Raw genomic sequence first — 23,555 nt, forward strand, 5'->3', positions numbered from 1 at the left:
AATCAAATTCAAAAACAATTACTTATGGAAAGTCCGTCAACCTTATATCCTAAAAAAGTTGATCTCACCAATTGTGATAAAGAGCCGATTCATAGTATTGATACTATTCAAGATCATGGTTTTTTATTAGCTTTTGATCTGCAAACAAAAGCTATTACTTTTTATAGTGAAAATTGTATCGAGTTATTCGATATCGAAACTGCTACAATAACATCTACTACACTTTATGATTTATTTGCCGAAGAAACTGTTACCCATGTTCTTGCTGCCATAGATCAGGAAAAAAAATCTCCTCTTCATCTATCGCTGCACGACCACAACTACATTTTAATAGCGCATCACAACGGTGATCACGGTATTTTGGAACTAGAACCCACGGGGAAGCATATAGATCCTATACAATATCAAGAGCAGTTATCGACCGTAATTACCAAACTTAATCTCGCTACCGATGAGTTGTCGATGTGTGATGCAGCTGCGCAGTTAATTAAAGATTTTTTTGGATATGACAGGGTGATGATTTATCAATTTGATGCCCAATGGAACGGAAAAGTAGTCTCAGAAATACGGGAACCTGAATTAGAAAGTTGGTTAGGATTACATTATCCGGCATCTGACATTCCGCAACAAGCAAGAAAACTTTTTTTAAAACAAGGGGTTCGTATTATTTCAGATGTAGCATCCCAGCCAAAACGCATCATAAAAAATACTGCTTCTGCATCACCTCTAGATGTTTCCAGATCAGAGCTTAGAGCGGTATCTCCTATTCATATAGAATACCTAACCAATATGGGGGTAAGTGCTACACTTACCGCTGCCATAGTTTTTCAGGATCAACTATGGGGATTAGTAGCGTGTCATAACTACAGCCCAAAGTTTATAAATTATCATCGCCGGGTTTCCTGTAAATTTATTACTCAGGTATTTTCAACACAATTAGGACTGCAATCAACTAATTCATTACTTCAAAAAACAAATGAATCTAATAAAGTAAGATCCAGACTTATTGAAAAAATGAGCCAAAATTGGGATATCGACACTATCATATCAGATGATCATTATTCTATTCTTGATATTGCTGATGCTGAAGGTGCGGCTCTCTGCTTAAACCAACAAATTAAAACTATAGGCAACACCCCATCGAATCAAGAAATTCAACAACTCATCGATTGGCTTATTGAAAAATCTGAAACCGACATATATACCACTAATCATTTAAGCGGGGAATATAATAACGGAAAAGATATCATTAAAGAGGCTTCGGGAGTCTTAGCGGTCTTTTTAAGTAAATCAAAAAGAAATATTCTTTTATGGTTTAAACCTGAAATCATTCAAACAGTAGATTGGGGAGGCAATCCTCACAAAGCCGTTACTGTAGATAATGAAAGACTAAGTCCAAGAAAATCTTTTGCCAAATGGTCTATCGAGCATACCGGGCACAGCGCACCCTGGCATGATTATGAAATAGCAGCAGCAAAAGCCTTAAAAGATCATATTGCCGAAATTATCATTCAAAAATATGATGAAATTAATACCCTAAACCAAAAATTAAAAAGTGCATATAACGAACTAGAATCGTTTAGTTACAGTGTCTCTCATGATTTAAGAGCGCCGCTACGCGGAATTGATGGTTTTGCACAAATAATTAAAGAGGATTATTATGAAACTCTTGATGATTTTGGCAAACAAGCAGTACGTACTATCATTTCTTCTATTGATAAAATGAATCTTCTTATTGACGATATTCTGGCTTTTTCGAGCCTGGGAAAAACTTCCTTGAAAAAAGAAGAATTATCGATGTATAATGTCGTAGATGAAGTGCTAGAATTTTTACAAGTTGATGTTTTTTACACCAATTTTCAAATACAGATACAAGATTTACCCCATGATTACGGCGATCGTGTCATGATTTTTCAACTATTCAACAATCTTATTGGTAACGCTTTAAAATATTCATCTAAAGTAAAGCATCCAGAAATTACTATCGGACATGAACATGGCGTATACTTTGTAAAAGATAATGGAATTGGGTTCAACGTAACGCATGATGATAAAATTTTTGGCGTATTCAATCGATTAGTTAATGACGAATATGAGGGCTCTGGTATTGGGCTTGCGATTGCTAAACGAGTAGTCGAAAAACATAACGGAAGTATTTGGGCAAAGAGTGAACTTAATAGAGGAGCAACTTTTTATTTTACATTGAACGAAAAAAAGAATGAATAATTTTTATCAAACTCAACTTGGCTTTTTTGATTAGTTAAACCGGTTCATAAAAAACATATTACTACAAAAACATAGTTTTTAATACATTTGAAGAATGAAGAAACCATACGTACTATCAGTAGAAGATAATCGTTCTGATATTGCTCTCATGGAACGAGTTTTCGAAAAAGAAATACCGAATTGTAATGTATCGCATATAGAAGACGGCGAATCTGCAATACAATATTTTGAAAGCATGCAATTTGCAGACCATCCACCTAAATGCATTTTAATGGATATAAAATTACCAAAAATGAATGGTCTCGAAGTTTTAAACTATTTACGGAATAAAAAAATGATCAAAAATATTCCGGTTATTATTTTAAGTTCTTCTGACCGACCAGAAGAGATTATCGAAACTTATGCCCTTGGCGGAAATAGTTACATAGAAAAACCAAAAACCTATGCCGATTTAAAAGAGCAATTGCCAAAAATTATCCAATATTGGACCACCTTTAATAAAGCTCCACAAGAAATTATTTAATATATATATTTATGAATAGAAACCTCGATAATAATACGCATAGTGATCAACCTTTTTCTATTCTGAAGCATTTAAAACAAAGTACCGCAGAACATCATCGAATCGCAGAGCAAGGTAATCTTGCAAAATATATTATAGACCATAGCATTACTGAAGATCAATACATCGAATTGCTTAAAAAAAACTATAGCACCTATCTTTTGGTAGAAAACTATTTATTTGTACATAAGAATCTACTCCCTACAGATTTACAATCCATGATTAACTTCGAAAAAAGTGGTGCATTACAAAAAGATCTTTTAGCCTTATCTGTAGCTAGCAATTCTGTTACTAAAACCACTTTTGAAATGCCAGTCACACTAGGCGCATTACTAGGAAGTGCCTATGTTATTGAAGGTTCTATGCTTGGTGGTCTGCTCATTTCAAAACACCTGAGTTCCTGTAAAAACCTGAATACGATAACAACGCATCATTTTTTTGGTGGACAACCGAAATCTCATACTGCGAGATGGAAAAAATTTTGTAATATCGTTGAAGGCATTACATTACCTTCTAAAGAAATTGATGCTTCAGTACATGCAGCAGCACAGGTATTTGAGAAATTTTACTAATGAACTGGTTTGAAATAATGTAATCGAAAACAATAAACCTATGCACTTTGATGCCATTGTAGTATTCATATCTGCGATTTCATTCCTTTTCTATGGGATAAGCTGTTTATTTTCAACAAGAATGAAGAACGAGTTTATTCGTTTTGGCCTGGCAAAAAGAAGAACACTTACCGGAATATTACAGCTTATCGGAGGTGTGGGTCTTATTCTTGGTTATTTTTTTAGTCCCACACTTCTTATACTTTCGTCTGGAGGACTTGCTTTACTAATGATTCTTGGATTTGGTGTACGATTAAAAATAAAAGATCCTATACTAGCAGCAATACCGGCATTAGTCTATGCTATTCTTAATATATACATATGCATGGCATATATCGTTTAAAGGCAATATACAAATAGACCTAGAAGTATAATTTTATATGACTACTAGCTGCTATAAGGGTACACATCACAAAAAATAAAAAAGCCGGGAATGATTTATACAAAGGATCCTTAATCTTAAAATGCATGGCTATTGATCCCAAAAGTAAAAACGCTAATCCCAATGCAGAAGGTTCTTTTAATACCGGAAACCAAATAGCAATTATGAGTAATATCGCTAAAATGACTTTAGTCGTACCTACGGCATAGCAAACCCATGTTGGCAAACCGTAGGCATGAAACTCCTCAATAATTGTCGTGGCATTACCTCCTCGCCATTTGGTAGGTTTGTTATTTTGAATAAGCCACACATTTAATATACTTACTCCTACTATGATTTGCATTGCAACTATAACGTAATTCATAACATCCTGATTTTAATGATTTCTTAAAACATCGATGAGTTCTTTTTTATTCATATTCGATCGACCATTAATTCCTATCTTCTTGGCCTGATTATAAAGCTCTTCTTTAGTTCGTTTTTCATAAGGTATTGCTTTTCCTCCTTTAGAACCACTAGTATCAGTATTCGCAATTCGAGCTGCTTTTTCTTTACTGTACCCTTGTTCTCGAAGTGCTTCGTATTGATCTTCATTTTTGATACTTGGTCTATTGTTCGCCATCGTTCTCTTCTTTTGTTGAAAGATTTACCGTAGTCGTATCACTTTTCGAATTCGTATTTTTTTGATGTTGATTATCTTTGTTATATACATGCACTTCTCTTTGAGGAAAGGGTAAAGAAATACCTTGATTTTCTAAACGTTTTTTAGCTTCTTCTACCGTATAAAAGTGAATTCGCCAAAAATCATCGATCGATGCCCAATAGCGTAATGACAAGGTAACAGCACTGTCGCCCAGGTTTGAAACTACTACCTCTGGTGCAGGATCTTGCATAACACCCTCTTGATTATTTATAAGGTCGAGAAGTATATCTTTTGCATGTTTAATATTACTAGTATAAGAAATACCGATCTCCATATTATCCCTACGCATAGCTTCGGCAGAATAATTAATAATATTTTCATTCGATAGTTTCCCGTTAGGAATAATAGCCAACTGATTACCAAAGGTGTTAAGTTTAGTTTTGAAAATTGAGATTTCTTTTACGGTGCCCGAAACTCCTTGCGCTTCGATAAAATCTCCAATTTTAAACGGTTTAAAAAACAGAATTAATACTCCGCCAGCAAAATTAGACAACGATCCTTGCAAAGCTAAACCTACTGCCAGACCCGCAGCACCAAGTATCGCCACTAGTGAAGATGTCTGGACACCTAATTGGGTAATTACTAAAATAATTAAAAGGATTTTAAGTCCGATATTAATTAAATCATATAAAAAGCTCTCCAATGTTTCATCATAATCTTTCTTTTGAAAGAATTTGCGTAGCCCTCTACTAAATAAATTAATTACCCAAATTCCTACGAAGAAAATTACAATAGCAGAGACGACCCCAGGTACGAAATCCCAAACCCATTGTAAAAATTGTTCCCAGTTTTCTTGTGTAAGCCCTAGTTTTTCCATGTTCTATAAGTATAGCAATCTAATATTAATAGTATAATTTTTAATTTGTAGTATTTCTAATATATGAATTATTTTGTTCTTTAATGCTAATGAATATGAAGTAATCTAATGGTTTCCTATAGCGAACTACTTCCAAAAGTTTTTATAAGTTTTGATTGTTACATCCAAAAAGCTATTCTCGATACCCCCAATCAAGTTGAGGGCAGGCCAATTTTTTTTCAAGTCATCTCGAGCTTAGTCAAAAGGTCATTACAAAAAATCCCTCAAATTGACGCTTTTCTTTACTATTATTTTCATAATGCACAACGGGTAAAATTAAATCAAACATCATATCTAAAATTAATCGGTAAATATCAACTGAGACTCAAAAGGAGCCGACCATTTGGATACTCTATCTATGGCCGGAATAAGCGTAGCAAAAACTTCAAACTTTCTAGAATATACTGATGTATTATCCTGCAGATACCCAAGTTTTAAATGCATACGTGTTTTAACCGCAATATTCGCTTTATTAACCTCATCTGCCTTGATTAATACACTTTCTTTACATAAAAAATCATCTTTTCTTTCGTTTTTAACTACTCTCTGTATTTTGGTATCGTCCCAATTGGATAAAAGTACAGGAATATCATTATCGCCATGTACATCGTATATAAATACATGCAGCATATATTCCATATTTTGAGATACGTCCAGGGGATGAAACTCGATTTGAGTGTGCACGATAATCTCATTTTTTTTGTGATCGCTAACCTCTACGAATTCAGGAATTTTTTCTAGCGATATTTCTTTTATTTTGGCCATAGCTTGTTTACATTAATGTAAGAATGCTGATATCTCTGAAATTTACAGTATTTAGAATAATTTCCATAAGAAAACTACATTAAAAACAAATAATTTTCAGTTACTTTTCTCATCATACTATACTACGCAAAGGTTTGCTGTTTTTTTAGTAATTTTAACTTGATCGCTTCTTAGAACGAACTGGTTTAAGCTTTTTTTCAATGTATGGCTAACTCACTTTACATTCGGTTTATCTATTAGAATGTCGTTATGAGGTTTGAAAATGCTATAAAATCAAGTGTTTTCAAAGTTTTAGCATAGCAGTTTACCCTGAGCGAAGTCAAAGGGCTACGCTGAAACTTAAAAATATAACGCAGTGCTTGGTTTTAGCAGCAGTTTCAAACTATAACACCTGCCCGCCTTTTTTTTAAATAAAATGGCAGGCGGGGATTTTCTAATCACAAAACGGATTAAATTAAAATGGGATTGAAAATTATTCAACCCCATTTCACATCAATCAATCAAAAAATCATTCCATCTACATGTATCAACTCGCCAAAAGTTTAATTTTTTGTATCCACTGATAAAGATATTTTAGTTCTACCGAAGATACGATCACTATCAAATCAATAATTAATGCATATGATCTAGTATGATGTATTTTAAAACTAATACTCATTTGTGCTTTACGCATTAGAATAATTCAAAGAAAAATCCAGATATTGCTACTCCGGCAATTAATGCAATAAGCACTATTATGATAAATTTTGTTCCAAATTTGGTTTTAGTATTTTTTTGGAAAATATAGTCTTCTCGTTGTTCTTCTTCTTCTTTTACAAATTTCATTATAATATTATTTAATTTTTTATATAATTAATCTCTTACTTTGATAATTAATATTTCAGCGGTGCGTAGATAAATACACAAGGGTTTTGATTATAAAATAGTGTTTTCTGTAATCCAACCACCTGTCGGTTCGAGCGCAGTCGAGAACTTTTCGTCTTCGTAAAACAGGTTACGACTGAGCCTTTCCTGAGCTATGATGAAAGGCTTAACCAAACAATAGTACTATAGCATCTTATTCCGATAGGTAACTAACTACTAACCTCTATATTATTTAATATAAACCGTCTTTTTATTGACGAATTCGAGTATTCCTTCTCTCGAAAGTTCTCTACCATACCCTGAGGCTTTTGTGCCGCCAAATGGTAATCTTGGATCAGATTTTACCATCTCATTGATAAAAAATGCGCCATCTTCTATACGCCCTATTTGTTCTCTGGCCGTCTCTATATCTTCAGTAAACAACATAGTTCCTAACCCAAACGAGGAATCTGAAGCCAATTCAAAAGCATGATTGCTATCTTTGGCCTTAATAATCGCCGCTACCGGACCAAAAACTTCTTCATCAAATATCGGCATCCCCGAGCTTACATCAGTAATGATAGTAGGCTCAAAAAACGCTTTATCTCTTTTATTACCCACTACTACAGTTGCCCCTTTAGCTACAGATTCATCTACCTGTCGTTGTACTTCTTCTGCAAGATCTACTCTTGCTAACGTCCCTATTTCAGTTTCGGGGTCTAAAGGTTCTCCAAACTTGATTTCGGCTACTTTTTCTTTGAACTTTTCTAGAAATGTTTCATAAATTTCATCAACGACGATAAATCTTTTTGCGGCGATACAACTTTGTCCCGAATTTTGCATTCGCGCTTTAACTATAGTTTCTATGTACGTATCGAGATCAGCATCTGCCAAAACGATACAAGCATTGTTACCACCAAGTTCTAAAACTGTCTTTTTTAAGTTTTTACCGGCTATTTGAGCTATAGCCCTACCCGCTTTTTCACTACCGGTAAGACTAACCGCTTTAATGCTGTCATTTTCAATAATAGTTGCTACCTGATCATGACTAATCAACAGTGTTTGGAAGCAACCCAAAGGATAACCTGCAGCTTCAAAAAGACTTTGAATAGCCAAACCGCATCCTGTTACGTTATTAGCGTGTTTTAGTATCGCAGTATTACCTGCAGTTAGTGTTGGGACCGCAAAGCGAAATACTTGCCAAAAAGGATAATTCCAAGGCATAATGGCAAGAACACAACCTATGGGATCGTAGCTGATAAAACTTTCTTGAGCCTCGGTCTCGATAAGTTCGTCTGCCAGTAATTCTTCAGCATTTTGTTCGTAAAAATCTACGAGCCATATACACTTTTCAATTTCTGAAAGGCTTTCTTTATAAGGTTTACCCATCTCTTGGGTAATAAGATTAGCGTATTGTTCTTTGTTTTGATGCAATAACTCTGCTAGTTTCAATAAGAGATCTGTGCGATCTACTATATCTCTATTTTTCCAACTTAAAAATGCTTCTTCCGCTTTTTTGAGTGAAGTTTGTATGACCTCATCTGTAGCCAGCGCATATTTTTGTAAAACTTCGCCGGTAAAAGGATAATTGGTTACTATTTGATCAGACATGGTTATCGAATTTTGATAGGTACGTAAAAGTAGATGTTACCCGCTGTTGTTGTTAACGTTTTTAAGTGAAATGTTAATTCGTTTGCCAAAAATCATATCCGTTAATATCGATATGGTTTGAGTCAAAGCTAACCTCTAATTTTTCAGAAATTTGAACAAATCATAATAATTTAAAAACAAATATAATGAGCGATAGTAGCAATACATTTTTAGGAATTTTGGCAGGTACCGCAGTAGGAGCCACGCTAGGTATATTATTTGCCCCAGATAAGGGAATAAACACAAGAAGAAGATTGGCAGAAGAGGCACAGGCTACCAAGGATAATTTGGCTAGAGAAGCTTCACATTTACAACATAAAATTGTAGATACAGTATCTTCTCAAAAACAAACTCTGGATACCAAAATTGAATCTTTAGTTTCAGACGCCAGTTATAAAGCAGACGATGTAATTACTTCTTTAGAAAAAAAATTACGAGAATTGAAAGCTAAAAACAAAAAATTACAGAAATCATAATGGGTGTTTTTGATGCTATAAATGAAACCTCTAACAAAGCATATGATTCTGGGGAGGCTTACGTTAAAACTTCGCAAGAATATTATAAACTGAAGGCTTTTCAACAGTTAGCAAGAGCATTTTCCTTTTTAAGCAAGCTAGCCATCATTGGGGGCTTGCTTTTTTTAGGATTGATTTTTTTAACAGTTTCTGCTTCGATTTGGTTGGGACAGCTTATTGGTAGTATGGTTTTAGCTTGTTTACTTATGGCAGGGATTTTATTTCTACTTACAGGTTTAGGGTACGTAATGCGCGGAAAAATAGACACAGGGATCATTAGAAAAATGTCTAAAGAATTTTTTGATTAATCAATCACTATGAATAGAGAATACACCTCTTTTAAAGAAATTGAACAGGATTTACGCAAACTTCATTTAAGAAGACAAATTTATCTCGAAGAAATGAAACTGATAAAATCTGAATTCAAAGAAGATTTGCAGCCATATCAGTGGGTTTCTACTGTTTTAAGTGCTGTTAAGAAATATGGTATTTTTTATATGATACGTCGATTATTTCGATAATACTACATACCTAATTCGAGACACCAACTACTTCTTCTACCGGTATTTCGGTTCTGTTTTTGAAATCATTCGGACTAATGCCATACTTTTCTTTAAAAATCTTTGAAAAATAACTTCTACTACTAAATCCGATAGAATATACTACTTCAGAAATATTCATTTCAGTCGTTCGTATTAAATCTCTGGCTGCTTCTAGCCTCACATGCCTTATATATTCTGTAACCGTTCTGGCATACAGCAATTTAAACCCTTGTTGTAGCTTAGCCTGAGGTAAACCGACGGTTTCAGATAAATGATCTAAAGAATACTCTTTGGCCACGTCTTTTATGATTCTATTTGCTAGATTTCGAATTAACCTCAGCTCTCTCTTTAATAGTGTGGTAGGCAACACTTCTTCTTTCATAGCCTTGTCGTGTTGCTGTATATGCATAGATAAGATCTGATACACCATTCCTTCGATTTGCAAAATACGAATCATCCCCTTTTGCTTGATCTTTCTCAAAGCACCTATTTGATCAGCTAATTTTAAGTTATAGGTACCAAAATAAGCAAATGCCTTTTCATGATCTTCATCCATAAAGACACGATATAACTTTTCGTTCAATTGTGATACATTATTCAAACGCTTTTTCAAGTATTTTTTTCTTGATATCTGTATCACATTGATCTCTAATTTTTCTTCCTTCGGAAAATAGCCATAGTTAAACCCACCATCTCGACTCGTAATAATTACTGACTGAAATTGCTCTAATGTGTGAATCTCATCTTGATACCCAAATCGATGACCACAAAACCCTTTAAGACAATACGTAAAATGAATAGGATTAAATTCTGAAGCATCCATAATCAATACGAATTCTTTATGAAAAATAATGTCGTACTGTAATAAGTTCACTCCCCAATCAAACGTAATAAATTTAATAGAACCATGGGCATTAAGATTATTGACAATTAGCTCGTACTGTCCCCAACGCTCTTCAATTTTTCCACCAATAACTTCCTGAATTTGCCTGACAGTTCCTTCGGTATCTTTTGCAGTTATATCAATTTCTATCGGGCTTGTGGGTTTAGCATACATACTAAAAGTTTAAATGTGGTTGTACTTCGACATATAAATGAACTATGAAAACTGATTCAAACTTTTTTCAATCTGCTAAAAAATGCTGTTTTGCAATCATACCATCCGGCACCTCATATCGGTCGGTCTCACTTAAGTAAACTACCTCGGGGCAAGCCCATGATGCATTCGTTGAAAACAATTTTTCAATTTCGAGGCAAGCCTCGGGGTATTCTACCCTTTGGCGGTGCCAATCAAAAAAGTGTAAATCAGTTCTAAGGCAAAAATAAGAATGTTTTTCCGTTTTAGCTAGTATTCTTTTAACTCAAAAGAAAATATTTAAATACCAAAAAACTCCCTTAAATAGGGAGTTTTTTGAACATTCTTATCAGTATTCATGTTTATATAGAATCGAATTCATCTACATAAAAGAAATCTTTATCATCGTTATTTACAAAATACAGACCCTCACCAAAGATGTACTCTACATTTTTCTTATTTACTACTACCTTAAAACCTCTTTCAGTAGGTTTCAACTCAAAACTATCATCTCCATCTTTATTGTAACGTAAAACGATATATTTATCATAGTCACTCCACATATCATTATCGACGTAGATTAATTTGGTGACCTGTGCAGGAACACTCTTTTTATTTTGATTGATTTGACCTTCATCTTCTGATTTTAATTGTAAAGGTGTTTTACTGGTCTTAAAAACGGTTACTCTGTAAGGTATCGTTTTACCATCTTTTTTGAACTCAAATGTTTTTGTAGTTCTGGTTTTCATCATTTGCGTGTTGCTTTGAGCAACCGCATTTGTTAAAGTAAACGTTATTAATAAAGTAGCTATTACTTGAATTGCTTTCATTATTTTAATTTTAAAGGTTACTAATTATATGATTTATGATCTTATTTTGATTCTTTGATCATACTTGTATCCAGATTGTCTGATGTGCTTTTTGACCAAGCATTTAGCATCCAACTTGCTTTTTCTAATTCTCTAATGTAGGCTCCGATTAAATCAACAGTTCCTTCATCACCTGCTTCATCTGCATGCTTTAAAGTAACACGCATTTGGGTTAATATTTTTTTGTGATCACTTAGAAGCTCTTCTACCATTTCATAGTCTTTCATTAACGGACTAATTTCTTCAACAGTACCAAGTTTAATATATTCTTTAAACTGACTTACGGGATGATGCCCAAGAGTTAGAATGCGCTCGGCAATTTCATCTATTTTAACTTTGGCATCATTGTACAGCTCTTCGAATTTTACATGAAGATCAAAAAAGTTCTTTCCCAGGATATTCCAGTGAAAACCTCTTAGTTTTTGATAATACAAATTATAATCTGCCAGTAGTACATTAAGTTCTAATATGACGGGTAATAATTTCTTTTCTTCTATATTTAAATAATCCATAGCAATTTTTTTAGTATTTACAGTTTTAAAAAATTGATTCAATTTAATTCTAATTCAAAGATACTCGCAATCAGCGGCTAAACTTAGCTCATTTACTAGATATCTTAACTCGTTTGTAGGGCGGCTAATTACCTACAGATTTCGTTAAACCCGCTTTATACATTAGAAAATCTATTTTGTTATAGTCGTCTCATGCGAGATCAAAAAATTATTTTTAGGTTCATTAACCAGGTCTCGACAGCGCCTGTCCTAAACTCTGACGAAGGGCTCGACCAGATAGGCGAAAGTAAACGAATACTATTCAAGCAACGGTCTAAGATTGATATAACTGAAGTTGACCTCGCCAATATGTTCATACTCCGTTTTATAATCGTGAAGTTCTCCCCAGCCAAAATTACGTTGTATGGTTTCTTGTTTGTATTGTTCTAATACATTTCCAGAAAGCAAGATGTATTCGTCTTCCGGAATTTCATTTTTTAATAAACGATGAGCCAAGATGACGTCTTCACCCATTAACTTTATATTTTTTCCTATCGGAACCGCACTAATCTGCCGACCATAGTGTAATATTATTTTTAAACCCAGCATTTTTGGGATATGGTCCCCTTCTCCATTTTTAGCATGTTTTTTATGTAATTCATACAATTGGTCATAAAAACCAGTATAAAATCTTCGACATTGATCTACTAAATCTTTAAAAGGCGGCAATTTTCCTGGCCTGTAAAACAAGACGGCGTCACCTTCTATCTCTGATACTTTTAGTCCTATTTCATTTGCATAGATAACCTTATTTAATAATGCAGAAATTACTTCAGCACTTAAATTAATATCTGTAGAACTCATAAATTCTGTAAATCCACTAATATCCGGTATACAAATTAAGGCGGGTTGAGATTCCATTTTTTCGTTATTTTATTGCTTATTTACAATTTCTAAGATAGGATGTGTATCCTTTTCATTTTTAATATTGTTCTTTACGCTTTTACCAAGACTTTGTAGTTCTGCTAGAATATCATTTTTATTTGAGGAGATTATTCTACTATTTTTCGAAACATAATGTAAGGCAGATACCAATTCAAACATGACCACTGCATCATTTTTTCCGTAGTAGCGTATTGGCTGAATTAGGACACGCATCAATTCTGCAGAAGTAATCATATTTTCTATAAGTATAATTTTGTTATCAGAATACTTTTTAGAAGTCCGTGGATAAATTTGAGATGCTTTGCTAAGTAGTTGACCTAGTTTGGTAATTACATCGGTGGTGGTACCCGGGTCGTTAATCCCGGGAGACATAGCACGTACTGCTACTTCGGTAAGTTTAAGCATTCCGCTCAAATATCCACTATTTTTATGCTTATCTTGTGAGAAGCTTATGCTTTTTAATAATGAATTCAGCTCATCGGCTGGAATATCTTCTTTTATTTTTAATAACGGGCTCCCTTTCCAGATATATTGACTTTGGTACGGAATGACTTCAATAAAATTTTCTTGTTGTTTGAAATAATCGCTTATAAATGAAATATAAATACCCTGGTAATACCCAGACTGTTCACTGTAGATCACTTTCCAATCGGCAGTATTAAGATCACAACGCTCCTGATTTTTGATTTTATGTTTTAGACTTTCATTACTTTGTTTAAAGATCTTGTTGATGATAGTGTCTATTTGAATGGCGCTCGAGATGTTATGAATAAAATACACAAATAGACTGATACAAATAATGCCGAATATTGCCGCCAATATCGTAGAAAATCCAGAATACCCTTCAGACGGACCATAACTACCCAACGACATTAAGATGAGTATGGTGTATAGTATGGTTCCTGTATAAAAACCAAGGATAATCTGATGCTTCTTATCTGAAATTAATCCCGGCAATAGCCTGGGTGAGAAATTTGATGAAGCCTGATTTAAGACCACCATTACCATAGAAAAACTAAAAACTGTTAAAGATAAAACACCACCTACCAAAGTAGACAAGATAGTCTTGGCAGTATCGATGTCACGAACTACCAAAAATGATGCCTTCTCTTTTAGTTCTGAAATAATTTCTATATGTTCTATATGTAAAGTAACAACTGCTATAACACAAAAGAAAAAACTTATAAGTATAGGATAAAAAGCTATGCTGCGAAATATTTCCTTAGATAATTCGGCTAACTTTTTTTGTATGGACCTAAGTACTTTTTTAATGTTTTCAAAATGCATAGTGGTTTTCCAGATTTTCAGAATTTTATTATGTGTTGTTGTATGTTCAAGATATAAGTGGATTGCCGCATATCAAAAATTATTTTATACAAGTATTTTGGCAACATCGAGTAGATTCATACATATTTCTGCTCATGAATGTATACTTTCAGCTTCTGATGCTAGAATTCTCATTCGCTTTTTCTTTGATTGTAAAAGACTTTCTAATAAAAAAGTAGTACAACTTGTTATTTATAAAATTGTTAAAATCATACGACATCTTCTAGCGCAATCGCTGTCATTATTAACGCTAAACCTATTTTAAAAACACTTCCATAACAGTCAACGAAAATTGTAAATGCGCACAACATATCAAAATAACGATCTTAATTTTGAATAACAAAAATATATAGGGCTACCGTATAAAAATTGTAAACAAAAAAATCTATCATTAGAGCAAATGTAGTGTATTAAAATAATTGGTAGCCCTTAACATTCTAAACTAAAAAAACCTTTTTATTATGAAAAATTTTATAGGATTATTAATGATTGTCCTTTTAGTAAGTAGTTGTGATATTCAACAGAAAAAAGAAGCTAAATTACCAGATGTTGATGTAGATATCGATACCGAATCGGGACAGCTTCCTACTTTTGATGTGGATTGGGCAGATGTTAATGTGGGTACCAAAACCAAAACGGTAAAAATACCGAAAGTAGTTGTGGTCATGGAAGAAGAAGAAATTGAAGTACCATATATTGATGTGGATATGCCAGATAGTGGAGAAAAAGAAGAACTTACCTTAACCGTAGAGGCAGAAGTAGAGAACAAAGAACATACTATCGACATTAAGGAAATTGTAGCTACGAATAATAATTTATACGTTATTTCAGAATTGAAAGAGTTAGACCAGGATTTAGGAGATAAGAAATTACGAGTATCAGATCGTGTTATTTTAAATGCACCAGATCTTAATGTAAAACATATTATTATGGGAGAAAAACCAAATCGAGTATTTAATGACCAGTATAAATATGTAAATAATATCGAATCTTTTAAATCAGGCTTAAAAAATTCTAAAGTGATTTTCACTAAATAATATATCTAATTTCCAGATAGATATGGTTAGTTATCGTGAATGGCCTCTTTACCAAAAAGTGATGAGGCCATTTTTTTATGTATTCTGGTAGTAGATATAGTTGATCTTTTTTAACTTGAAATATCAAAAACGTAACAACATACTATTCTTTGTATATTAAAAATAATAGATAACTAATAGTGTAGTTTCATACGTTTAACTATTTTTAGTTGTTTGAAAACTAAATAATTAAAAAAATGAGAACGTTTGTAACCGCTACGCTATCACAATAAAAGTTTTAAACATTCCCTTTTGTGAAGTAGCTTCTAAAATTTCTAACTATTCATTTTGTATGAGTTTAGACCTTAAAAATCCAGATTTTCTTACACAGATCATAAAAACGCCGGAAACTGTGATAGATCAATTAAATTTGATTTACATCAACGATGAAAAACTGAATATAACAAGGCATAAGCATAAAAACGGTTTCCGGTACTTATGTAATGGTTCTCCCCTCTCGACTAAAAAAGACATAGAAAGAATTGAAAAATTAGTTATTCCGCCAGCATGGAAAGATGTTCGAATTGCATGCCTAGAAAATGGCCATTTACAAGCTATCGGTAGAGACCTAAAAAATCGAAAACAATATAGATATCACGAAATGTGGAGTGCAATTCGTAATCAAACCAAATTCTATAAAATGACAGCATTTGGTAGGCAATTACCAAAAATACGCAAACGAGTGGATCAGGATCTCGAACAATCCGGTTGGCCTAAGACAAAAGTATTAGCACTCATTATACGATTAATGGAAGAAACACATATTCGCATTGGTAATGAGCAATACGCCAAACGAAACAAAACTTATGGATTGTCGACCATGAGAACCAGACATGTAAACATTGATAAAGATAAATTAAAATTTGAGTTTGTAGGTAAACGCGGAAAAAAGCACTCGGTAACCTTACGCAATAAAAAATTGATACGTCTGGTAAATCGTTGTGAAGAAATACCGGGTTGGGAACTTTTTCAATATTATGATAGCGACGGATGCAAACAAAGTATTGAAAGTAGCATGGTGAATACCTATGTACACGATATTTGTGGTGATCTATTTACAGCCAAAGATTTTAGAACCTGGGCAGCCACCTCTATTTTTTTTGATACCCTCATGGATCTAGGAATAACAAATACCGAAAAAGAAATCCGTAAAAATATAATTACTGCTTATGATACGGCAGCCAAAGGACTTGGAAACACTCGAAATGTATGTAAAAAATACTATGTACATCCAGCAATAGTGACCTCGTATGAGAATGGCTCCATCAAAAAGGCTTTTGATCATGTGCAACAAAAACCTGAAATTACAGAGAATTTTTCTCCTACTGAACATGCTATTTTAAAACTGCTAGAAGATTATACTCCAGCGTTTTTAGAAAAGATAAGATAACTTAAATCAACAATTATGAATGAAAAATTAATCGATGCCTGGAACAAAATGTATGAAAAACTAGAGTCCTGGCTAGATTCTATTGTAGTTAACCTGCCTAACATACTGATCGCAGTTTTTGTATTTGTAGCTGCTCTTATTACTGCAAAGTACACAAGTAAATTAGCAAAGAGGATTCTAGATAAAAGCCGGCTACAACGATCTATGAAGAATATCATAGCAAAATTCATCTCTATTCTTGTCGTAGTCATTGGATTATTTTTAATTCTAGGTATTCTCAACCTGGATAAAGCATTAAATACCATTCTTGCAGGTGCGGGTGTCGCTGGTTTGGCCGTTGGTTTGGCACTACAGGGAGCTTTGGCCAACACCTATTCCGGTATTATTTTATCCTATATTAAGCATATTAAGTTTGGAGACTGGGTAGAAACTAATGATTACGAAGGGGAAGTTATCGATATCGATTTGAGAGCGGTTACCATAAAACAAGTGGATAATAATTTGGTGTATATACCCAACAAACTGGTTGTTGAAAACCCTATAAAAAACTATTCGACTACAGCGCAATCTCGTGTTATTTTAAAATGTGGTGTAGGGTATGAATCTGATTTGCGCGCGGTAAAAAAATTGACCATAGAAACTATTGTCAACAATTTTAAAGCCGTAAAAAATAAAGAAGATGTATTATTTTTATGGCGAGAATTTGGAGATAGTTCTATCAATTACGAGTTGAGATTTTGGATTAACTCAACTTCTGCCCTAGAGGTAGCAAAAGCTCAAAGTGAAACCATGATGCTTATCAAAGAGGTGTATGATGAGCACGATATCAATATACCATTTCCTATTAGAACATTGGATTTCCCTGACAATTTCAGTTTAATCAAAGATGAAGGTTCAAAATCAGAAAATAACACCTGATGATCAAACTAACAGCATACAACAAAAGAGCACTCTTTGGTGGTATTATAGCTGCATTAGTTACCGGCGGAGGTGCATTTTTATTAGGAAGTTTAAGTGGTTATGAAGCAAAATCTTTAATACGATCATCACTACCCGGTATTAATACATTATGCAACACCATCGTTTTGGCCTCAGCTACAATCTTGGCCTTACTATTAACATTGCTAAGTGTAAGTTCGGGTACAAAGTCCAGATTAAAAGATGAACATTACAAACATGTGCTAATGATTGCCAAAATTGACACTATCGTATTTGTCGTAGCTATGATTGTGTTTCAAATATTTAATATTCCTATTACTGAAGCTGACAATGTACCGCATTCTTGGTATTCTGCCATATATTATGTAAGCTTGTTACTCTCTGCCATACTTAGTGGAGCGCTCATTAGCGTAGTACTTATGCTATATAATGCAGTAACTAGCATCATAAAAATCATTGGATTAGGTATATCTGATCATCCTTTAATTTATGAAGATGACGATGAAGAACATAAAGAGGATCCCTAAAAGGTTATACTTAGGAACGTGATAACTTCCTCTTTTTTTTAACATATTTATAACCTAGATACATAAACTGAATTCCTACAAACATGAGCTTGTATTTTTTACCTTTAACCAATGCTGAAGCAACTCCTAATAATGCTGATTTCATTTTTTATTTTGAAATTACTAAACATGAAGTGTTCCTTTAGGTTCAAAACGTATAATTATTGATCCGATCCCTAATAAATTATGAGATTCGTGGTAAAGTCTTTACATTGATCCCGGATTATGTATTAAAATTTCGTAATGAGAGTAGAAATACCAATACATAAGCCGGGTTGAAGCCATACAATCCAAAATCGCAGCCAAATGAAACAAACATTAAGAATTTTGATGATTATTTTACACAAGAGGATATAAGAATTTAGCTATTCTATCATGAGAGCGAAATAGTGCCACACGTTCTCAATCGTTTAATTAATAATTTGTCAAATAATTACTAAAGTCTAAACCTGTGAATAATATTAATCCAGCAATCATCCGGCAAGTATTTACCTTACTACTAATCTTATTGATGGGAGGTCTTATTTTTCGTGAAATATTACCCTATCTTTCTGGTATACTTGGAGCTATTACGATTTATGTAATACTGCGTAATTTAATGGTAAAATTAGTAGGTAGAGGCTGGCATCCTGATTTAGCGGCAATAACATTGTTGATAGGTTCATTTGTAGGTATTCTCATGCCTGTTATTGGACTGATTATGATGCTTGGTAATAAAATAGGAGATGTGACTCGAAACTCAGAAAAAGTAGTGTTGGCCGTTAAAAGACGCTTAGACAAATGGGAGAATCAATTAGGATATGATGTGAGTGACCAGATTGATCCCGATGCAGTTTCGGCATGGCTAACAGAAAATTTACAGAGTCTTGCGGGAGGCACCTTTAATGTATTTATTTCTATCGGAATCATGTATTTCTTGCTGTATTATATGTTTACCAATCGAAAAAAGTTAAGAGAATCCCTGTTTGAGTACATCCCTATCAACGAAGAAAATTTGCGCATAATAGGCAATGAGAGTCAAAAAATGGTTCGTTCTAATGCTGTTGGTATTCCATTGGTTGCTATCATACAGGGTATCGTAGCGCTTATCGGATTTTTTATCTTTGGTATAGAAGATCCATTTTTTTGGTTTGTAATAGTCACTATTGGTTCTATGATTCCTTTTATTGGAACCTTAGTGGCTATTTTACCCGTTTTTATTATTACACATTCTATAGGGCATACTTTTCAAGCCTGGGGTATTTTAATTTACGGTCTAGTTATCGTAGGTTCATCAGACAATTTGGTGAGACTTTATGTACTCAAGAGATTAGATAATGTACATCCCATCATTACTTTGATTGGAGTTATTGTAGGCGTACCTCTTTTTGGTTTTATCGGATTGATTTTTGGTCCTCTACTTATCAGCTTATTTCTTATTATCGTTCAGATTTACAAATCTGAATATGGAAAACCCAAAGCCAAAGGCGAAGAGCATCTTTAAACCCATATATCCTTAATGAACTCCTTGTTTACCTGTACTATTTTTTATGGCGTACAGGTATTGCGAATTTTAGAACATTGCAAAAAAAACTCGCACTTTAGCCTATTTTAATCGGTAAAGCATATCCAAAATAATACGATGTGAGCTTGTCTAAACCGCTACTACAAAGTGTACCAAGGTGATATTATCATTTACGGCTACATATGTAGTGATAAAGCACGAGATACCAAGAATATCTACATACTTTTAGTTTGTTAATTATAGAAATTAATGCTGTCTTTTAGTTGAACGGGGTTAAAATTTTCAACCTGTTTTATACAAGACTGTACACAGCAAGATGAATTAAAAATTTAAAATCATGAGAAATCTAATCTGGTTATTAGTAGTAATTTTGTTAATTGGATGGGTACTAGGATATTTCGTTTTTCCATTAGGTAACCTAATACACATTCTATTAGTAATAGCAGTTATTGTTATTATCTATAAACTTGCTACTGGTAAAAGAGTGTAAAGTAATGTAAAGAAAAACCTAAAAATACAGAAAATGTCTTATCTCCAGGTTTTCTATAAGAGCTCTTTCGTGTTCTAAAATATATAGACACGTATCAAATTCTCTTTTTTTATTAAGAACTGATTTAAACTTTTTTGATTTAGGTGAAGAATGAAGGTTTTGCGCTTGTATGAAGTAATTTTTTACTTGCATAGCAGCGCTACGGAAGTCAAAAATTATAAAATAGAAGTGCAAAACAGCATTTTTTTAGCAAATTGAAAAAAGTTTAAATCAGTTCTAAAATTACTTTCTATTCTTTATTATAAACAAACATTGTCATGCCCAAAATAATAATATTCTTTATTGGTTTACTTCTCTTGACAACTCCGTTGTTGGGACAAGATATCCCGGTTACCAAAATCAAAAAACAGATTGAAAATTATAAGTTAGATAGAAGGGGACCGTATTACAGAATCAAATGGTTTTGTAAAGACGGATCTATACGAGAGCCCAGAGATCCCTGTCCTGATTCTATAGGTGGTGGTATTCAACACGCTAGTTATAAAAATGAAGTTAAACAACTGGCAAAGGATCATCACATTTTCTTTGGAGAGATTTTGGCACATACGAAAAAAGATGAGTTTTGGGATAAAAAAAATTCACAAAATCGTTTAAAGCAATATCAGGTAGGAAAATACCTCATAAATGTTGACGATGGGTGGATTTTAAGGAAGGGGCAATATTATCGCGGCGCTGTACAATCTGAAGATGAAGAAGAATGGGGAGTCTATTTTTATACCTGGTTACTCAGTAGTGATTCCCGGTTAGAACAACATTATTTTTTGATTAGGCAATCATTACGCGATATTCCACACGATGGTGATTCTAATTTGGCACAGCAGATGCGTAGCGAATCTAAGTTAATAGCCGATGAATTTCCTGATTTTATGGATGTGCGTATAAAAATTCATGGAAAACCAGATCGTACCGACATACAACGTGTACTCGATTTTTGGAAGACTTATGATCATGAATTATCCAGCGAGCTGAAAAAAGATTTTGCATCGCTTTCTCAAACACTACAACAGTATTATGCACCTATAAATACTAAGATTCTAAAAAAACAAGTAACCAGAATAGCTACAAACAGCAACATCAAAAATCAACTTACTTCTTTTTTAGAAGAATACAATGAAGATATGCTTGCCGCCGATCAGGTTCAGAAAATAGCCGATATTTTGTATACTATTCGAGAACATGTCAAACAAAACACTACTGCAAAAGATCGTCTTGTTATACTAGATCTATCTAATACGTTAGAAAATATTCTTCTCAAGAAAACACAAGAATGGAAACCTAATACGGTTAAAGAAATTCTTCAAAAGATCTATACATTAGGTTATGCCGCCGCCGGAACCGGTATGATAGAATTATGGGAATGGCATAAAGTACAACCCATTTTACAATCATATTTAGCAAAAGAAGAACTAAATATTAAGGAACTAAATACTTTTCTAAATACAACCAGAAATATTGTAGAGTGGAGCGCAGCAAAGGTGAAATCCATATATCAGGATGTCGTAGACACTTACACGCTTTTTGAACCCAAGGCGTATGGATTTATTGATGACAGGATTAGGTCTTCAATTGCTTTGGATTTGGGAGAAAGCGTAAGTATGTTAGGCTCATTTCTGGCGAAAGAATCGGCATTAACTAATGCGGTAATGCAATTAGATAATCGCAGTTCGATAAAGGGGCTTAATCCAGGATATGCCTACGGAACATTAGTAGTTGTAGAAGGATCTCCAGAGGAGGTCGAAGTAGATACGGACAAGATTTATATTTTTAGAAAACCACCTTCAGACTTGAAACCTGTAGCCGGAATTATGACAGTTTCAGAAGGTAACCTGGTTTCTCATGTACAACTGTTGGCTCGTAATTTAGGAATTCCTAATGCTACGCTATCAGACCAAGATGTAAAAGACCTTTCTAAATTCAACGGTAATACCGTATTTTATGCCGTTTCAAACGAAGGAACTGTGATTCTAAAAAAGGCTGAAGAAATGTCAACTAAAGAACATACCTTATTTGCTGAAAAAATACGAAACGATATCAAAATCACTGTTCCAACTCATCAAATTCAATTAGAAAAGACCAATGTTATCGACATGACTAACATTTCTGCAGCGGATTCTGGAAAATTGTGCGGTCCCAAAGCTGCTAATTTAGGGGAGTTAAAAGCAATGTTTCCTGAGCATGTAGTAGCCGGTTTGGTAATTCCTTTTGGCATATTTAAACAACATATGGATCAAAAAATGCCAGGCACCTCGACCACCTATTGGAATTTTCTAAAGAACACATTTGCTGAAGCCGACCGTATGAGAGCTAAAGCGATGTCTTATAAAGAGATAGAAAAATTTCAATTAGAAAAATTAGGGGTTTTACACGATGCAATAAAAAAAATTAAGCTTACTGATAGTTTTGTGACCGATTTAAAAGAGAGATTCAATACAGTTTTTGGTGCTGCTATTGGAAAAGTTCCCGTATTTCTGCGAAGCGATACAAACATGGAAGATCTTGAAGAATTTACCGGGGCGGGTTTAAACCTTACCCTATTTAATATTTTGTCTGAAGATAAAATCCTTCAGGGCATTAAAGACGTCTGGGCATCACCCTATACAGAACGAAGCTTTACATGGAGGCAGCAGTATTTATTAAATCCTGAAAATGTTTTTCCTTCAATACTTATTATACCAAGTGTTGACGTAGACTATTCTGGAGTATTGATTACCAAAGGGATAAACACCGGTACTGAAAATGATCTTACTGTAGCTTTTAGTCGCGGAGCCGGAGGTGCCGTAGACGGGCAATTGGCAGAATCGCGATTGATAACTTCTACCTCAGATGTTCTATTATCACCTGCACGAGAAACAAGTTACATCAGGCTGCCAACATCGGGAGGTATAGCCAAACATACAACTACTTTTGAGAAGCCGCTACTTAATTCTAAAAATATTCGTGATATACGCAAAATGGCTCAGACTATTAAAGAAACAATTGCCAAAAGAACCAACTCAAACTACTCGGGTGCTTATGATGTAGAATTAGGTTTCCAAAATGATAAATTGTGGCTTTTTCAAATTCGACCTTTTGTAGAAAATCAGAATGCTACAAGTTCTTCGTATTTGGCATCCATTTCGCCAAATATCGATTACGATAAAAACATAACGCTCACCACCAAATTATAACA

25 protein-coding genes are annotated in these 23,555 nt (G+C 33.8%); 14 read left to right on the plus strand and 11 right to left on the minus strand.

Annotated elements, in window-relative coordinates; translation table 11 throughout:
* Positions 1–24: 24 nt before the first annotated feature.
* The 4 genes from J8281_RS00760 to J8281_RS00775 all read left to right on the plus strand — a co-directional run bounded on the left by J8281_RS00760 (position 25) and on the right by J8281_RS00775 (position 3,742).
* Entirely contained in the window at positions 25–2,226 is a 2,202-nt protein-coding gene (locus J8281_RS00760; protein ID WP_210195680.1) for an ATP-binding protein, read from the plus strand.
* Positions 2,227–2,320: 94 nt separating this feature from the next.
* A complete protein-coding gene (locus tag J8281_RS00765; RefSeq protein WP_210195681.1) occupies positions 2,321–2,749 on the plus strand; it encodes a response regulator in 429 nt (142 codons plus the stop codon).
* Between the two features lie 11 nt (positions 2,750–2,760).
* Positions 2,761–3,360, plus strand: a complete 600-nt coding sequence (locus J8281_RS00770) for a biliverdin-producing heme oxygenase (RefSeq protein ID WP_210195682.1) — start codon at positions 2,761–2,763, stop codon at positions 3,358–3,360.
* Between the two features lie 40 nt (positions 3,361–3,400).
* Positions 3,401–3,742: a DoxX family protein gene (locus J8281_RS00775; RefSeq protein ID WP_210195683.1), complete on the plus strand. Its 342-nt coding sequence runs from the start codon at positions 3,401–3,403 to the stop codon at positions 3,740–3,742.
* A gap of 19 nt (positions 3,743–3,761) precedes the next feature.
* On the opposite strand, the gene J8281_RS00780 is transcribed toward J8281_RS00775, so the two are convergent.
* The 6 genes from J8281_RS00780 to J8281_RS00805 all read right to left on the minus strand — a co-directional run bounded on the left by J8281_RS00780 (position 3,762) and on the right by J8281_RS00805 (position 8,559).
* Complete coding sequence (locus J8281_RS00780; RefSeq protein WP_210195684.1) at positions 3,762–4,145, minus strand: DoxX family protein; 384 nt, start codon at positions 4,143–4,145, stop codon at positions 3,762–3,764.
* A 12-nt stretch (positions 4,146–4,157) separates the two neighbouring features.
* Positions 4,158–4,403, minus strand: coding sequence for a Rho termination factor (locus J8281_RS00785; protein ID WP_210195685.1), 246 nt, complete (start codon positions 4,401–4,403; stop codon positions 4,158–4,160).
* A complete protein-coding gene (locus J8281_RS00790; protein ID WP_210195686.1) occupies positions 4,390–5,301 on the minus strand; it encodes a mechanosensitive ion channel family protein in 912 nt (303 codons plus the stop codon). Before J8281_RS00790 ends, J8281_RS00785 begins: the two co-directional genes overlap by 14 nt.
* 339 nt (positions 5,302–5,640) lie before the next feature.
* Positions 5,641–6,105, minus strand: coding sequence for a hypothetical protein (locus tag J8281_RS00795; protein ID WP_210195687.1), 465 nt, complete (start codon positions 6,103–6,105; stop codon positions 5,641–5,643).
* Positions 6,106–6,777: 672 nt separating this feature from the next.
* Complete coding sequence (locus J8281_RS00800; RefSeq protein WP_210195688.1) at positions 6,778–6,930, minus strand: hypothetical protein; 153 nt, start codon at positions 6,928–6,930, stop codon at positions 6,778–6,780.
* Between the two features lie 267 nt (positions 6,931–7,197).
* Entirely contained in the window at positions 7,198–8,559 is a 1,362-nt protein-coding gene (locus tag J8281_RS00805; protein ID WP_210195689.1) for an NAD-dependent succinate-semialdehyde dehydrogenase, read from the minus strand.
* Positions 8,560–8,744: 185 nt separating this feature from the next.
* Between J8281_RS00805 and J8281_RS00810 the strand changes: the two genes are divergently transcribed.
* The 3 genes from J8281_RS00810 to J8281_RS00820 are packed head-to-tail and all read left to right on the plus strand — an operon-like array spanning position 8,745 to position 9,634.
* On the plus strand, positions 8,745–9,074 hold the full coding sequence (locus J8281_RS00810; protein WP_210195690.1) for a YtxH domain-containing protein: 330 nt from the start codon (positions 8,745–8,747) through the stop codon (positions 9,072–9,074).
* Complete coding sequence (locus tag J8281_RS00815) at positions 9,074–9,421, plus strand: hypothetical protein (protein WP_210195691.1); 348 nt, start codon at positions 9,074–9,076, stop codon at positions 9,419–9,421. Before J8281_RS00810 ends, J8281_RS00815 begins: the two co-directional genes overlap by 1 nt.
* A 9-nt stretch (positions 9,422–9,430) precedes the next feature.
* Complete coding sequence (locus J8281_RS00820) at positions 9,431–9,634, plus strand: DUF6327 family protein (protein WP_210195692.1); 204 nt, start codon at positions 9,431–9,433, stop codon at positions 9,632–9,634.
* A 10-nt stretch (positions 9,635–9,644) separates the two neighbouring features.
* Here the strand turns inward: J8281_RS00820 and J8281_RS00825 are convergent, their stop codons facing one another.
* The 5 genes from J8281_RS00825 to J8281_RS00845 form a co-directional block, all read right to left on the minus strand.
* Positions 9,645–10,712, minus strand: a complete 1,068-nt coding sequence (locus J8281_RS00825) for an AraC family transcriptional regulator (protein ID WP_210195693.1) — start codon at positions 10,710–10,712, stop codon at positions 9,645–9,647.
* Between the two features lie 380 nt (positions 10,713–11,092).
* A complete protein-coding gene (locus J8281_RS00830; RefSeq protein ID WP_210195694.1) occupies positions 11,093–11,560 on the minus strand; it encodes a hypothetical protein in 468 nt (155 codons plus the stop codon).
* Positions 11,561–11,601: 41 nt separating this feature from the next.
* Positions 11,602–12,111, minus strand: coding sequence for a Dps family protein (locus J8281_RS00835; protein ID WP_210195695.1), 510 nt, complete (start codon positions 12,109–12,111; stop codon positions 11,602–11,604).
* Between the two features lie 297 nt (positions 12,112–12,408).
* Entirely contained in the window at positions 12,409–13,011 is a 603-nt protein-coding gene (locus J8281_RS00840; protein ID WP_210195696.1) for a DUF2652 domain-containing protein, read from the minus strand.
* Positions 13,012–13,023: 12 nt separating this feature from the next.
* Positions 13,024–14,322 (minus strand): DUF2254 domain-containing protein, encoded by a 1,299-nt coding sequence (locus J8281_RS00845; RefSeq protein WP_210195697.1) that lies wholly within the window; start codon positions 14,320–14,322, stop codon positions 13,024–13,026.
* A 500-nt stretch (positions 14,323–14,822) separates the two neighbouring features.
* Between J8281_RS00845 and J8281_RS00850 the strand changes: the two genes are divergently transcribed.
* From J8281_RS00850 to J8281_RS00880, 7 genes are all read left to right on the plus strand, one after another.
* Complete coding sequence (locus J8281_RS00850) at positions 14,823–15,398, plus strand: hypothetical protein (protein WP_210195698.1); 576 nt, start codon at positions 14,823–14,825, stop codon at positions 15,396–15,398.
* Positions 15,399–15,729: 331 nt separating this feature from the next.
* Complete coding sequence (locus J8281_RS00855; RefSeq protein ID WP_210195699.1) at positions 15,730–16,827, plus strand: DNA topoisomerase IB; 1,098 nt, start codon at positions 15,730–15,732, stop codon at positions 16,825–16,827.
* Between the two features lie 15 nt (positions 16,828–16,842).
* Entirely contained in the window at positions 16,843–17,745 is a 903-nt protein-coding gene (locus J8281_RS00860) for a mechanosensitive ion channel family protein (protein WP_210195700.1), read from the plus strand.
* Complete coding sequence (locus J8281_RS00865) at positions 17,745–18,293, plus strand: hypothetical protein (RefSeq protein ID WP_210195701.1); 549 nt, start codon at positions 17,745–17,747, stop codon at positions 18,291–18,293. The genes J8281_RS00860 and J8281_RS00865 overlap by 1 nt, the downstream gene beginning before the upstream one ends.
* 490 nt (positions 18,294–18,783) lie before the next feature.
* Complete coding sequence (locus J8281_RS00870) at positions 18,784–19,815, plus strand: AI-2E family transporter (protein WP_210195702.1); 1,032 nt, start codon at positions 18,784–18,786, stop codon at positions 19,813–19,815.
* Between the two features lie 358 nt (positions 19,816–20,173).
* A complete protein-coding gene (locus J8281_RS00875) occupies positions 20,174–20,326 on the plus strand; it encodes a lmo0937 family membrane protein (RefSeq protein ID WP_210195703.1) in 153 nt (50 codons plus the stop codon).
* A 317-nt stretch (positions 20,327–20,643) separates the two neighbouring features.
* A complete protein-coding gene (locus J8281_RS00880; protein WP_210195704.1) occupies positions 20,644–23,553 on the plus strand; it encodes a PEP/pyruvate-binding domain-containing protein in 2,910 nt (969 codons plus the stop codon).
* Positions 23,554–23,555: the final 2 nt, after the last annotated feature.

It is taken from the genome of Aquimarina sp. U1-2, assembly GCF_017897595.1.
In the GTDB taxonomy this organism is placed as follows: domain Bacteria; phylum Bacteroidota; class Bacteroidia; order Flavobacteriales; family Flavobacteriaceae; genus Aquimarina.